General features: G+C 39.3%; 12 protein-coding genes. 4 read left to right on the top strand and 8 right to left on the bottom strand.

Annotated elements, in window-relative coordinates:
- Window positions 1-3 precede the first annotated feature (3 nt).
- Window positions 4-1,398, bottom strand: a complete 1,395-nt coding sequence (locus tag B6258_RS03015) for a NarK family nitrate/nitrite MFS transporter (RefSeq protein WP_099074031.1) — start codon at window positions 1,396-1,398, stop codon at window positions 4-6.
- A 297-nt stretch (window positions 1,399-1,695) separates the two neighbouring features.
- On the opposite strand from B6258_RS03015, the gene narX reads away from it, so the two are divergent.
- Together narX and narL are read left to right on the top strand one after the other, a co-directional pair.
- The gene (gene narX, locus B6258_RS03010; protein ID WP_099074030.1) at window positions 1,696-3,501 is read left to right on the top strand and encodes a nitrate/nitrite two-component system sensor histidine kinase NarX; all 1,806 of its coding nucleotides are present in this window, start codon (window positions 1,696-1,698) and stop codon (window positions 3,499-3,501) included.
- 25 nt (window positions 3,502-3,526) lie between these two features.
- Complete coding sequence (gene narL, locus B6258_RS03005; protein WP_099074336.1) at window positions 3,527-4,180, top strand: two-component system response regulator NarL; 654 nt, start codon at window positions 3,527-3,529, stop codon at window positions 4,178-4,180.
- Here the strand turns inward: narL and B6258_RS03000 are convergent.
- Window positions 4,177-5,079: a LysR family transcriptional regulator gene (locus B6258_RS03000; protein WP_099074029.1), complete on the bottom strand. Its 903-nt coding sequence runs from the start codon at window positions 5,077-5,079 to the stop codon at window positions 4,177-4,179. The genes narL and B6258_RS03000 overlap by 4 nt on opposite strands.
- A gap of 110 nt (window positions 5,080-5,189) precedes the next feature.
- Between B6258_RS03000 and B6258_RS02995 the strand changes: the two genes are divergently transcribed.
- Window positions 5,190-5,630: a PACE efflux transporter gene (locus B6258_RS02995; protein ID WP_099074028.1), complete on the top strand. Its 441-nt coding sequence runs from the start codon at window positions 5,190-5,192 to the stop codon at window positions 5,628-5,630.
- Between the two features lie 38 nt (window positions 5,631-5,668).
- On the opposite strand, the gene B6258_RS02990 is transcribed toward B6258_RS02995, so the two are convergent.
- The 6 genes from B6258_RS02990 to B6258_RS02965 all read right to left on the bottom strand — a co-directional run bounded on the left by B6258_RS02990 (window position 5,669) and on the right by B6258_RS02965 (window position 12,376).
- On the bottom strand, window positions 5,669-5,899 hold the full coding sequence (locus tag B6258_RS02990; protein ID WP_099074027.1) for a hypothetical protein: 231 nt from the start codon (window positions 5,897-5,899) through the stop codon (window positions 5,669-5,671).
- A gap of 104 nt (window positions 5,900-6,003) precedes the next feature.
- On the bottom strand, window positions 6,004-6,801 hold the full coding sequence (locus tag B6258_RS02985) for a sulfite exporter TauE/SafE family protein (protein WP_099074026.1): 798 nt from the start codon (window positions 6,799-6,801) through the stop codon (window positions 6,004-6,006).
- 183 nt (window positions 6,802-6,984) lie between these two features.
- On the bottom strand, window positions 6,985-8,730 hold the full coding sequence (locus B6258_RS02980) for an acetyl/propionyl/methylcrotonyl-CoA carboxylase subunit alpha (protein WP_099074025.1): 1,746 nt from the start codon (window positions 8,728-8,730) through the stop codon (window positions 6,985-6,987).
- A 16-nt stretch (window positions 8,731-8,746) separates the two neighbouring features.
- Window positions 8,747-10,324, bottom strand: a complete 1,578-nt coding sequence (locus tag B6258_RS02975; protein WP_099074024.1) for a 5-oxoprolinase subunit B/C family protein — start codon at window positions 10,322-10,324, stop codon at window positions 8,747-8,749.
- 11 nt (window positions 10,325-10,335) lie between these two features.
- Window positions 10,336-11,112, bottom strand: coding sequence for a LamB/YcsF family protein (locus B6258_RS02970; RefSeq protein ID WP_099074023.1), 777 nt, complete (start codon window positions 11,110-11,112; stop codon window positions 10,336-10,338).
- Between the two features lie 13 nt (window positions 11,113-11,125).
- Window positions 11,126-12,376 (bottom strand): NRAMP family divalent metal transporter, encoded by a 1,251-nt coding sequence (locus B6258_RS02965; protein WP_099074022.1) that lies wholly within the window; start codon window positions 12,374-12,376, stop codon window positions 11,126-11,128.
- A gap of 468 nt (window positions 12,377-12,844) precedes the next feature.
- On the opposite strand from B6258_RS02965, the gene B6258_RS02960 reads away from it, so the two are divergent.
- Window positions 12,845-13,504, top strand: a complete 660-nt coding sequence (locus B6258_RS02960) for a GntR family transcriptional regulator (RefSeq protein ID WP_099074021.1) — start codon at window positions 12,845-12,847, stop codon at window positions 13,502-13,504.
- The last annotated feature ends 144 nt before the right edge of the window (window positions 13,505-13,648 follow it).

The raw sequence follows: 13,648 nt of genomic DNA, 5'->3' as shown, positions 1-13,648 counted from the left end.
TCATTATTGTTTATTGTGTTTACGTCCATAGACCAACCAAGTGATCAAGACGCAGGCGATATAAAATAGAACAAAGATTTTCATGGCACCGGCAGGAGAGCCAGTCATAGCCAGTGATGTACCGAAGGCTTTAGGAATAAAGAAGCCACCAATAGCCCCAATGGCAGAGATAAAGCCAAGTGCTGCTGCACTTTCTGTCACCGCTTCTTTTTGAGCCGCTTCATCAGAAGCGCCTTGTGCTTTCATGCGGTCAATCGTGATTTTTCTAAACACCACAGCAATCATTTGGAAGGTAGAACCACTCCCTAAACCCGCGGTTAAAAACAACACCATAAAGACACCAAAAAAGGCGATAAATGAGCCACCAGCGCCATTGATAGGCAGTGTTAAGAAAAGCAGAGCGGAGAATATTGCCATGATGATAAAGTTGATAAGTGTGACTCTAATACCACCAAATCTATCCGATAAAGCACCACCTACTGGGCGGGCTAAGGCACCTAATAAAGGGCCAAAGAAGGCATAATGTAAAATAACGATATCGGGGAATTGGGTTTTAGAAAGCATCGCAAAACCCGCTGAAAAGCCAATAAATGAACCAAAAGAACACAGGTATAAAATACTTAATAACCAGAGGTGACCCCGTTTTAAAACAGGTAATTGCTGGCTTAAAGAGGCTTTGTTCGCCGCAAGGTCGTTCATACCAAACCACGCAGCAAATGTCAGAATAAGTAAGAAAGGAACCCAAATCCACGCCGCATTTTCTAGCCATAAACGTGAACCATCAGGCTGAACTACACCTGGGCCACTAAACATAGCAAAGACACCCACGCCAATCACTAAAGGTGCAACGAGTTGCATAACACTCACACCCAGATTACCTAATCCGCCATTTAATCCTAATGCACCGCCTTGGCGTGCTTTAGGGAAGAAAAAGCTGATATTCGCCATACTAGAAGCAAAGTTCGCACCTGCAAAACCACATAACAGCGAAATCACAATAAAGGTTGAATAAGACGTTGTGGTGTCTTGCACTGCAATACCCAGCCAGATACAAGGAATAATCAAAAACACAGTACTGATTGCCGTCCAACGACGACCACCAAAAATAGGAATAACAAAGGAGTAAGGAACGCGCAGAATCGCACCCGAAACAGACGGTAAAGCCGTCAGCATAAACAGCTGATCTGTGGTAAAGTTAAAACCGACTTTGTTCAAATTTACTGCAACTGCACTAAAAAGCATCCATACGCAGAATGATAAGAGTAAACAAGGAACAGAAATCCATAAATTGCGAGAAGCGATCTTTTGACCAGTTTTTTCCCAAAAAGCTTTATCTTCAGGATGCCAATCTTCGATCACCCCTTTTCTCATTTTTTCTGGGTGTTGAGTGAGTGCCATAACAACCTCGATTAACGGTTAGATTGGCACCTTTTTACGATTAGAATTGTTAATTAGTCATGATCTGCATCAAGCAAATATTTGTTTGATTTTTAAGCTAAAGTCGTTATTTACACCTAAGTATTAATAGGATTACCCTTAATTTTTCATTTTAAATGAATAAGTTAAATTAAAAACACTATAATTTAGAAGTGAAATTATCTCCATGAGATATTTAGAGGTAATACTTTAGTGGTATATGACATTTGATGTCTTTTTAAGGCAATATAGCGCCAGAATAAATTTGGAAAAATAACGATGAGTACACATAAAATCCAATGGCACTACCGTTTTTCAATTATTAATCAGATAGCGATATTAATGTTACTTTTCACTCTATTGGGTGTGGTAGGAATGGCGATTTCTAACCATATTATTTTGAGTGTGCAAGGTAATGCTCATGCAATTAATAAATCTGGATCGTTGCGAATGCAAAGCTATCGCTTGCTATCCGCTTTACCCTTAGATGAACAACATCGTTATTATCTTCACGAATTAGAAACTGACTTAGACAGTGGTGAATTACTTCAAGTCTTAAGCAATGCGTCGCTACAATCACAATATGCTCAGTTAAATACTTATTGGAAAGAAACCTTAAAACCAACCTTGCTCTATGCCCAGCAACGAGAGGATGCAAAACAAGAGGTTACCTTTTTTGTTTCTCAATTAGATAAATTAGTCTTGAGTATAGATCAGTTAACAGAACAAAAAATAAGGCTGGTGGCTTACACTCAACTGATATTTACAGCACTTACATTATTACTGTTATTTGGCTCCGTTTGGCATTTCCGTCGCCGTTTATTACACCCTTGGCAACAACTTATGGCGATGGCTAATTCAATTGGACATGGTAATTTTTCAGCACGTTTCCACCAACGTACACATCATGATGAAATTGCCACATTGGGTATCGCACTCAATACCATGTCAGAAGAGCTTTCTACGCTATATAGTGAATTAGAAAAAAGAGTGGTCGAAAAAACGCACGACTTACAACAGAAAAATAAAGTGCTCTCTTATCTCTATCATTCAAGCCAACAATTACACTCCACTGCACCACTTTGCGCCCGATTAAGGCAGATATTATTTGAGCTTCAACAAATCATTCCTGATACTTATTTGCAGATACGTTTATATGAAGATAATCATCACACACTGTTTAATGAAATCAGTTTAGAACCTCAACCTCGCCCACATCACTGTCCAAATCAACAGTGCGAACGTTGTGAAGATAATACGTTAATAACGACTTCGTTAAGTAGTGAGTTATTACATTGGGAATTAGCCGATCAAATCCATCGTTATGGATTGTTTGTTATGCGGCTACCTGAAAATACCGTTTTAACTGATGAACAAAATAATTTAATGCTCTTACTGACAAAACAAATTTCAGCAATGCTGGCAATGGAACAACAAAATGAACAGCAGCAACAGCTTTTATTAATGGATGAGCGCTCAGCTATTGCTCGTGAATTACATGATTCTATTGCACAATCACTTTCTTGTTTAAAAATGCAAGTTAGCTATTTGCAGATGCAGTCAGAAACCTTACCGGATAACTGCCAAAAACTCCTTAAAGAGATGCGAGAAGAGCTTAATGTGGCTTATCGTCAGTTAAGAGAGTTGTTAACCACTTTTCGCTTAAAACTCACTGAACCGGGGTTACTTGCTGCGCTAGAAAGTACATTGACTGAATTTAATCAGCGCCTGGGTTTCTCCATTAGTTTTGACTATCAATTACCCGCAAAATGTGTGAATTCACATCAAGGTATTCACGTTGTACAAATCGTCCGTGAAGCATTAAATAATATTTTACAACATGCCAATGCCAATTGGGCTGAAGTCTCTTTATCTCTAAATAATGGCATGGTTGAACTAAAAATTAATGATAATGGTGAGGGAATTAGCCCTAATCCTGAAAAGTTAAATCATTATGGTCTTATTATTATGCGTGAACGCGCAAACAGCTTAAATGGTTCTTATACTATAAAAGTACGCGAACAGGGCGGTACTCAAGTGTTTGTTAAATTTCCATTAATTACTACTCACAAAGACCCTGTCTAAATTGGAGCAAGTCGTAATGAATAATATGAGTTCCCCCTCAGAAAAAGCGACAATTTTACTCATTGATGATCACCCGATGCTACGCAATGGTGTAAAACAACTTTTAAGTCTTGATACAACACTCACTGTCATTGGGGAAGCGGGAGAGGGTATTCAAGGCGTGAAACTCGCGGAAGAATTAGATCCAGATTTAATTTTGCTGGATCTGAATATGCCAGGAATGAATGGTTTTGAAACACTTGATCAGTTGAGATTAAAGTCATTATCAGGAAGGATCGTTGTGTTTAGTGTATCAAACTACAGCGATGATTTAGTGACAGCGTTAAAACGCGGCGCAGATGGTTATCTTTTAAAAGATATGGAGCCTGAAGAATTACTTGCGGCTCTAAAACAGGCTGCGGCCGGAAAAATGGTCGTCAGCCCTGCGTTAACCCCTATTTTAGCTGAATCATTACGTGAAGATCGTTCTGAAGGTGAGCGTGATATTGAACAACTCACCCCGCGTGAACGCGATATTTTAAAACTGATAGCACAAGGGTTATCAAATAAAATGATCGCACGTAAACTTGATATTACGGAAAGTACGGTCAAAGTGCATGTAAAACATCTACTGAAAAAGATGAAGTTAAAATCTCGTGTTGAAGTCGCTGTTTGGGTTCATCAACAACGCGTCGATTAATTAAAGTTAGGTACAATGGGCTGGTGAGTACTCATCAGCTCCACTAACTCTTTTGCTCCTTTTTGTAACGACTCCCCTTTTAGCCACATGGCATGAATAGGTAATCGTAACTCATTTTTTGTATTCTTAAACTGAAGCTGTTTTAATTTGCCTTTTTGCAATTGAGTATAAATCAGCGAATACGGTAAATTACCCCACCCCATTCCCGCTTCAACCATACCTAATGCCATTTGAAAACTATCGGTTTGCCAATAATTTGTCGCGACTAAAGAGCGTTCATCTCTAAGCTCTTTAGTATGGCTTGCGATCATAATTTGGCGGACATTGACAAGATCTTCAATAAATACGCCTGAAGGATGTGCTAATGCAATATGACTTGCAGATATCGTTGCCACCAACGATTCAGAGCCAAGATATTGAAATTGCTCATCACCATTCACATACAAACCTCCATAAACTAGGCTCAATTGAATTTTATGCGAATGTAACATCTCAATAATGTCATCTTGTGCCGCGGTTATCACATTCACATTCAATAATGGATAACGTTGTGTTAATTCAGATAACGCAGGTAATAAATAATCAGGATTAATATCCGCCGCAACACCAATATTTAAGACACTTTCGAGATCCATCGAAAGCTCTTGTGCATGCACTTGTAATAATTTTAATTGCTCAGCGATCATTCTGGCATGAGGCTCAAGTGCTTTTGCTTTTTCAGTTGGCTGAGGCTCTCGTGATGAACGCTCAAAAAGCGCATAACCTAATTCAGCTTCCATATTAGCAATCGCCATACTAACTGCTGATGGAACGCGTTTTAATGAACGTGCAGCTGCAGAGAAAGATCCCTTATCCATCACGGCTAAAAATATCGCAATATGTTCACTTGAGAACTGCATGTTCACTCCTGATGTTTCAGTCAAATTGATACTAGCTAACTTTTTCTATCATTCTTACTGATTTATCTTACGATGCTTAACGACACAGATCCACAGAAAAAGAGAGCACAATGCAAGGTATCAAACGAAAAATTGTCTACGTGACAGCCTATGAGGTTTTTGGGTGGGTTATTTCATCAGTCGGGCTTGCACTTTTGGCTGATAGCTCAACAGCGGTAACAGGCCCATTAGCGCTTGTGATCACAACAATCGCGGTGAGTTGGAATTTTATTTATAACTGCATATTTGAATTTTGGGAGAGTCGACAAGTTTCAAGGATCCGAACTTTTAGACGCCGTCTAGTACATGCGATTGGATTTCAGCTTACGCTGGTGCTCTATTTAATTCCGTTAATTGCATGGTGGCTTAATGTTTCATTATGGCAAGCGTTAGTGATGGACTTTGCACTGATCATCATCATCCCTTGTTATACCTTCGTTTATAACTGGGTATTTGACAAAGTGTTTGGATTACCAAAATCTGCATTACCAGAGAATGCACCTGTAGCCTAAGCGACAAATTAAGTAAGGAGAGTGATCTCAATAACGGATCACTCTTTAACAGGATAGATATCTTCTAACGCAAATTGCTCAATACCACCTTCTAACTCGCAACGACCTAAACCAATATTTTTATCATCCGCCGTCGTTCTTCTTAAAAGCTTACCCGTTACTTGCCCTAAATCTTTATCAACTTCTAGAACACGGTAATACTCTTTCATATAGCTCTCTTCACCCAGCGCCATATAAACTAAAAATTCATCACCTGTTTTAATGTTCATCTCGTTTTTACTTACTCTTAGTAATTAATCTAATGATGATAGAATAAGTTTAGTCTAACTAAAGGTAATAAGAGAAAGATTGACTCACTCGATATTACATTAAGTTAATTTATTAATTTCCAACTCATCATAATGATGCTGACCAGAATAAAAGACAGTGTTAAATATTGGAAGAAACGCTCGGATAAATACACAAGTAAATAGCGTGCTAATGGAATGGAGAGTAAGGAGCCTAAGCAAAGAATAAGTGCCGTGTGAACATCGGTATAACCACCAGCACTATAAGCGATAGCAGAGCCTCCAGAAAGGATCGTGGTAATAAAAATAGACGTGCCAATCGCTTCTTTTATTCCCATTTGTGCAAAGCGCATTAACACAGGTAATACGACTAATCCTCCTCCTACACCAGTTGCACCAAGTACAAACCCAGCACTGACTCCCGGCACAAATAAAGATGAAAAAGTCACTGCAGAAGGTGGCGGCAAAGCAATTAAAGGATCTGAAATTGCGGTCCTTCTAATCATTCGCTGTAAAAACAAGATCAATGAAAATACGATAGCAACGATCATTAAAATATTAATGCCAGATTCAACACGATCATAATATTGAGGTTGTGATCCCAGCCATGTCACACCATAACTTGCTACAAATGTTGCCGGAAACATTATCCCTAAGATCAATAATGCGGGTTTTAATGGAATATTGCCTAACCGAAAATGAATATAAGAAGAGGAGAGTTTCATTAACATAGAAAGTAAATTTGCTGTTGCCACTGCCGCGAGTGCATTCATACCAAAAAGATAAATAAGAACAGGTAATAAAATAACACCACCGCCAACACCCGTTGTTGTAATAACTAACCCTATTGCAGCACCAATAAGCAGTTGTGTTACAAGCAACATCCTATTTCCTTTTTGGTTAAAATTTAACGAGCTTCGATTATAGGCAAAATAACTTATAACCAAAAGGAATTAGATATAACAAATAGGAATATAAATACTGTTATTATAAAAAAGCCCCTTAATATGAGATTAATTCATATTAAAGAGCTAACTTTGAAAAAAAATATTTTATTGGTTAATCAGTTAATTGATTTCAGCCAAAATAGTTTCTGCTGAAAAATAATCACCTGTTTTCGCTTTTTGCAATAATACACCATCACGAGAAGCCACTACCTGAACTTCCATTTTCATCGCTTCCATAATCGCAATGACATCACCTTCTTTGACTTTGTCGCCATCAGATAAAACCCAGCTATGTAATACACCAGAGATTGGTGCAGTGACTGCTTTTTCATTCTCTTCTTTATCATGACTGACATTAATTGCTGTTGGTATTACCGCAGAGAGTGACAATAATTGAGCTGGCAAAGCGAGTTCATGGCGACGACCATCAATTTCAATAAAAGTACGAACGAGCTCTTCATTTTTTGTAGGTGTACTTCGAGGAAAATGGGTATTTTTTGCCTGAAAATCAGTTTCAATCCAACGAGTATGCACTTTAAAATCTTCAATGAAATCGGTATGCCTCATCATTTCACAATGGAAAGGCAATACGCTTGCCACTCCTTCAATTTTAAATTCAGATAACGCTCTACGAGCCCGTGCAATGGCTTGTTCTCGAGTTGCACCTGTCACTATCAGTTTTGCCATCATAGAATCGAATTGGCGTGAAACCTGATTATTTTCAGCAACACCACTATCCACACGAACACCGGGGCCTGAAGGCTGAGAGAAATGCGTAATTAAACCCGGTGTCGGTAAAAAACCTTTGGCGGGATCTTCTGCATTGATCCTAAATTCAAAAGAGTGGCCGCACGGAACTGGGGTTTTATCAATACTTAAAGGTAAACCTTCAGCAATACGTAACTGTTCGATCACTAAATCGATACCTGCTGTTTCTTCGGTAACAGGGTGTTCCACTTGTAAGCGTGTATTCACTTCTAGAAATGAGATAGTGCCATTTTCACTTAATAAAAACTCAACGGTACCTGTCCCCACATAGCCTGCTTTAGCGCAAATATCTTTGGCTGATTGGTGAATACGTTCACGTTGTTCATCTGTTAAATAAGGCGCTGGCGCTTCTTCAATTAGCTTTTGATTACGACGTTGTAACGAACAATCTCGTGTTCCAACAACAACAACATTGCCTAATTTATCTGCGATAATTTGCGCTTCGATATGGCGAGGTTTATCTAAGAATTGCTCGACATAACATTCACCTCGGCCAAATGCAGTTACTGCTTCTCGTACAGCAGAATGATAGAGTTCTTCAATCTCTTCCATTTTATGAGCGATCTTTAAACCTCGTCCCCCCCCACCAAAAGCGGCTTTAATGGCAACAGGTAGGCCATACTGTTTAGCAAAATCTAAAACCTCTTTGGCATCATTAACGGGATCTGCCGTACCATTGACAAGAGGAGCACCAACAGATTGTGCTATTTTGCGAGCTTTCACTTTGTCACCAAGCACTTCGATCGTTTCTGGGTTAGGGCCGATCCAAATAAATCCTGCGTCTTGTACCGCTTTCGCAAAATCAGCTCGCTCGGAAAGAAAACCATAGCCGGGATGGATCATCGTGGCATTGGCTTTATGGGCAATATCAATAATTTTATTAATATCTAGATAACTCTCTTTCGGCAAATTACCGTTGAGCCCATAAGCTTCATCAGCAAGACGAACGTGCAATGCATCAATATCATCATTAGCATAAATAGCAATTGAGGTGGCACCATGATCCTGACAAGCACGAATGATACGAACTGCGATTTCGCCTCGGTTTGCAATAAGTACTCTATGCTTCACTCGTTGTTTTTGGTTAATTGTTGTCATGAGTGGCATTCTCCTATCAATATTCTTGAAATTCGGTAATTGGATTAAAACGAATTTTAGCGTTAACAGGGATCTGCCCTGCGAGTGGTAAGTGATATTCAGCAACAGCACCGATAACAGGGTATCCTCCTGTTAAAGGGTGATCGTTAAGAAACAAAACAGGCTGCCCATTAATAGGCACTTGTATTGCACCAATGCAGGTGCCTTCACTCGATAGCTCTTGTTGTTGCGCTCGTGCAAGAGGTGTTTCACCCAATAAACGTAACCCAATACGATTAGATTGTGGTGTCACTTGCCATAATTGAGAAGTTAGTGTTTTTATAGCTTCAGTTGTAAACCAGTCGGTACGAGGACCTAAAACGACATCCAGTATGACGATATCACCTTCTTTTGGCAGCACTGATGTTGGCTGCTCATCGGCAAGAATACCGTTTGAGATGCTTGCATTATTCAGGTGAAGAACATCACCTTCTTGTAAAATATTAGGGCCGACTTGCGCTAAGGTATCAAACGAGTAGCTACCAAGTACTTTGGGTAATCTAAACCCGCCTCTCACGGCAAGATAACTACGTACACCCGCTTTTGGCATACCTAAAATAATTTCATCGCCACAGCGAACATCTATAGGCTGATAACCTGATAAATATTCGCCCTCACCCGATTCATGTTTTAACATAATAGAACAATCCGCCCCTGTTAAAGCAAACACACAGTCTTGTCGTGCTTTAAGCGTCAGTCCACCTTGGGTTATCTCAAGTGCAACAAAAGTTGTGGGATTACCCACTAAACGATTAGCCGCATGTAAAGCAGGTTTATCAAGTGCACCTGAAGCAGATACCCCCATTGATGCAGCACCAATACGCCCTTCATCTTGAAATAAAGTTTGTAGCCCTGCTGAAATAACATATAACCCTTTATCATTTAACGAAAGCGGGGAAGCGACTGCTGATTTTTTCTCAGGTAATGAAACTGTCATTGGGGCTTTTTGTGCATCAACAAAATGCACTTCATTACCCGGCAATAGAAAGGCAGGTTGCTCACGAGAGAGATCCCACATTTTTATTTCTGTGGTACCAATAAGTTGCCAACCACCGGGGCTTTGTTGTGGATAAATCCCACTAAACTCACCAGCTAATCCGACCGAGCCTGCTGGGATCCGTGTTCGAGGTGTTTTACGACGAGGCACATAAAGCAGGGTTTCATCAGCAATTAAATAGGCAAAACCGGGGGCGAAACCGGTGAATGCAACTTGATAAGTTTGTTCTGTATGCCTGCGGATCACCTCACTGGTAGCGATCCCTAATAATTCAGCAACCTCATTGAGATCTTCACCTTGATAATGGACGGGGATCGTTAATGATTGTGTTTGACGTGCTGATACCGCTTTGACTTCTAATTGTCGAAGCTGAAACACAAGTTCTTCGGCCGTAATTAACCATGGCGTATAGTGAATTAAGAGTGTTTTGGCCGCAGGCACAATATCTTGAATAGCTGCAATATCCGCTTGTTTAACGGATTCATACAATGCGAGCGTCTCTTTCAAAGAAGTAAGCTCAACAAGTAAATGAGATAAATTAACAGGTAAAAAGCGCAATTGATACCTCTCTATTTATCCATAGATAATGCAAATGGCTTTATGGCAACACCATGATTAATTAGAATTTCCTTTACACTTTTAGCAAGAGCCACAGCGTCTGGACTATCACCATGAACACAAATAGAATCAGCTTGTATCGCAGTAAACACGCCTTCTATTGACTCAACGCCACCTTCTTGTACAAGCCGTAACATACGCTGCGCAACAAGCTTAGGATCATGTAAAACCGCGCCCTCTTTTTTACGCGAAACCAGCGTACCATCCGAGTGATAGGCTCTGTCTGCAAAGGCTTCGGCGATGACACGAAGACCTTTTTCTTTTGCAAGTGTAATCAAGGTTGAACCCGCTAAAGCAACTAATGTCAGTTGAGGATCGACGGCGAGGATCGCCTCAATAACCGCAAGTGCTTGACGTTTATCATGCGCAATTGTGTTATAAAGCGCGCCATGAGGCTTAACATAAGTCACGTTCAAACCCGCTGCTTTAGCCAATCCTTGCAAAGCACCTATTTGATAAATCACATCTGCGGTTAATTCATCACTGGCGATATCCATATTACGGCGACCAAACCCCACTAAATCAGGATAAGCAACATGTGCTCCTATCGCGACATTGTGTTGTTTTGCTGCTTTTAATGTTTTTAAAATTCCATCGGGTGAACCCGCATGAAAGCCACAAGCAATATTGGCACTACTAACAATTTCAAGCACTGCATCATCATTGCCCATAGTCCATTGACCGAAGCTTTCACCTAAATCACTGTTTAAATCGACGGCTTTTATCATCGTTATTATTCTCTTAAGCAATGTTAAGGTAGTTGAAAATAGCACCCACGGACATAATGCCCATATACCAAGTCAGTGCACAAACTAAAATACCTGACCACAGTAACCATGCAGGATATTTATAACCATTCATGAGATCTTGGCGACGCCATGCAACAAAAATGAATAGTGTCATACCAATAGGTAAAATTAGTCCATTAAAACCACCGGCAAAGACTAATAATGCAGCAGGTGCAGTTCCCATAACCATATAAATGGCGAGTGAAATCGCGATGAAAATAATGGTTGCGATATTACGTTGACGCTCAGTAACACCTTTTTTAAATACAGTAATAAATGACATTGAGGTATAAGCTGCGCCAATCACACTCGTTAATGCAGCAGCCCATAAAATAAGACCGAAGATGCGTAATCCAGTTAAACCTGCTGCATGTTGAAATGCTTGAGAAGCTGGATTAGCAGCATGACTAGAAATATCTAATGTTACACCACTAGCAACCACACCTAAAATGGCAAGGAACAGGATATAGCGCATCAATCCAACCACTAAAATTCCTTTGGTTGCAGCGCTTGATACAGCATCAATGTTCTCAATACCCGTTGTTCCTTTATCAAGAAGACGGTGAGCGCCCGCATAACAGATATATCCCCCCACAGTGCCACCGACAATTGTCGTGATCGTAGCGAAGTTAATCGCATCAGGTAACACAGTTTGTCTTAATGCTTCTCCGACTGGAGGATTAGAGGCAATCATGACAAAAACAGTCAGTAAGATCATGACGATACCAAGAACGATAATCATACGATCAATAAAGTTACTGGCTTTGCGTGATGAGAAAATATAGATCGCAAGTAAAGCACTTAAGATCCCACCCCATTTAGGATCAAGACCCACCATCGCATTAAGTCCTAATCCAGCACCTGCAATGTTACCCACGTTAAACACTAAACCACCAAAAATAACTAATACAGCAAGTAAGTAGCCACTGCCAGGAATGGCTTTGTTAGCAATGTCTGAAGCTCGCATATTGGTAACAGTAATCACTCGCCAAATACTTTGCTGAACAACATAGTCGATGATGATTGATGCCAAAATACCAAATGCAAATGCGGCTCCCATAGTGGCAGTAAAGGTTGCTGTTTGAGTAATAAAACCTGGGCCAATTGCTGACGTTGCCATTAAAAAAATGGCAGCAATCAGTGAAGAGCGTCTATTTTTTATAAACGAACTTGATGTTGTATTTGCAGAATCTTGTGTAGCCATGAGCTACCCCCTTTATCATCATTATTTTAATTATTATTACTTAGGCAATTAGCGTGCCATTGTTGAGCATGAATATATAATTGTTAATCACCTGATATTAGATTGTTGAACAATTAATAATAATAGATGAATAAATAAGCAAATAGATTTAAATATGGGATGATAAAAGTGCAAAGAAGATCTCATTTTTAACATTTTATTGACAATTATGACGTATTAATGAGCTATGAACATGCACTTAAATGAGGCATAAAAAGATCAGATGCACAAAAATAGTGCGCTAAATTGAAGGAAAAATAAGTTTAAACACTAAAATATCGTGAGAAAAAATTAAGTTTTTTTGATGAAAATAAATAGACAGTCATACTTGATACAGTGAGAAGTACGACAGAGTGACATAATAGAGGTTATATATTACAAAACACACTGATAGAATAGGCACTTCTATTAAGCTAATAGCAGAAGATAATGCAGAAAAAAACATCTCCACAAATTCTTTCTCAAAAAGTCGCAAATGTTATTCGGCAAAAAATCACTATTGGAGAATTACCTCCTGGTGAAAGATTGTCAGAAACGGCATTAAGTGAAACGCTAGAGATATCGCGTAATACTTTAAGAGAGGTTTTCCGTGTTCTTACCCAAGAAGGGCTTTTGACTTATAAACCTAATCGTGGTGTTTTTGTTTCTGTACCAGATATGGCAAGTATCATGGATATTTATCGTGTAAGACGATTAATTGAGTGTGATGCTCTACGACATGCTTATCCTATGCATCCAGCCATTGTTAGAATGCAAGATAGTGTTAATCAAGCAAAAATTTTTCAAGCACAACAAGATTGGAGCGGTGTAGGAACCTGTAATATGCATTTTCATACCGCGATTGTTGAGCTTTCAGATAGCCCTAGATTGTTTAAACAATATCAACTTATTCTAGCAGAATTACGTTTAGCCTTCGGTTTATTAAACGATCCTCAATTGCTACATGCGCCATATATTGAGAAAAATGAGCAAATATTAACGCTTCTAATGGATGGAAAAGCCCAAGAAGCCGCAATAGCAATGGAAAACTATTTAGAAATTTCAGAAAGAACCGTACTCGCTGCATTTTCTCGTCATAACTTTTGTTAAAAGATCATAAAAAATGCCCTAAATTAGGGCATTTTTTATATTCAGAATTTAGGGTGATATTTAAAATTCACTCACTTTGGTTTTTTAAAACCCCCAAACGCAAAAAAGCCAACCCATTGGGTTGGCTTTCTCGTCTTATTTAAT

This window comes from Proteus alimentorum (assembly GCF_002607735.1).
GTDB lineage: Bacteria > Pseudomonadota > Gammaproteobacteria > Enterobacterales > Enterobacteriaceae > Proteus > Proteus alimentorum.
Note: the sequence above shows the minus strand (reverse complement) of the source record. Positions and strands in the feature narration are given on the sequence as shown.

Coding starts and splice junctions, on each gene's coding strand:
- B6258_RS02995 (WP_099074028.1), top strand. CDS start 5,190: ATGCAAGGTATCAAACGAAAAATTGTCTACGTGACAGCCTATGAGGTT.
- B6258_RS02960 (WP_099074021.1), top strand. CDS start 12,845: ATGCAGAAAAAAACATCTCCACAAATTCTTTCTCAAAAAGTCGCAAAT.
- B6258_RS02990 (WP_099074027.1), bottom strand. CDS start 5,899: ATGAACATTAAAACAGGTGATGAATTTTTAGTTTATATGGCGCTGGGT.
- B6258_RS03000 (WP_099074029.1), bottom strand. CDS start 5,079: ATGCAGTTCTCAAGTGAACATATTGCGATATTTTTAGCCGTGATGGAT.
- B6258_RS03015 (WP_099074031.1), bottom strand. CDS start 1,398: ATGGCACTCACTCAACACCCAGAAAAAATGAGAAAAGGGGTGATCGAA.
- narL (WP_099074336.1), top strand. CDS start 3,527: ATGAGTTCCCCCTCAGAAAAAGCGACAATTTTACTCATTGATGATCAC.
- B6258_RS02970 (WP_099074023.1), bottom strand. CDS start 11,112: ATGATAAAAGCCGTCGATTTAAACAGTGATTTAGGTGAAAGCTTCGGT.
- narX (WP_099074030.1), top strand. CDS start 1,696: ATGAGTACACATAAAATCCAATGGCACTACCGTTTTTCAATTATTAAT.
- B6258_RS02980 (WP_099074025.1), bottom strand. CDS start 8,730: ATGACAACAATTAACCAAAAACAACGAGTGAAGCATAGAGTACTTATT.
- B6258_RS02985 (WP_099074026.1), bottom strand. CDS start 6,801: ATGTTGCTTGTAACACAACTGCTTATTGGTGCTGCAATAGGGTTAGTT.
- B6258_RS02965 (WP_099074022.1), bottom strand. CDS start 12,376: ATGGCTACACAAGATTCTGCAAATACAACATCAAGTTCGTTTATAAAA.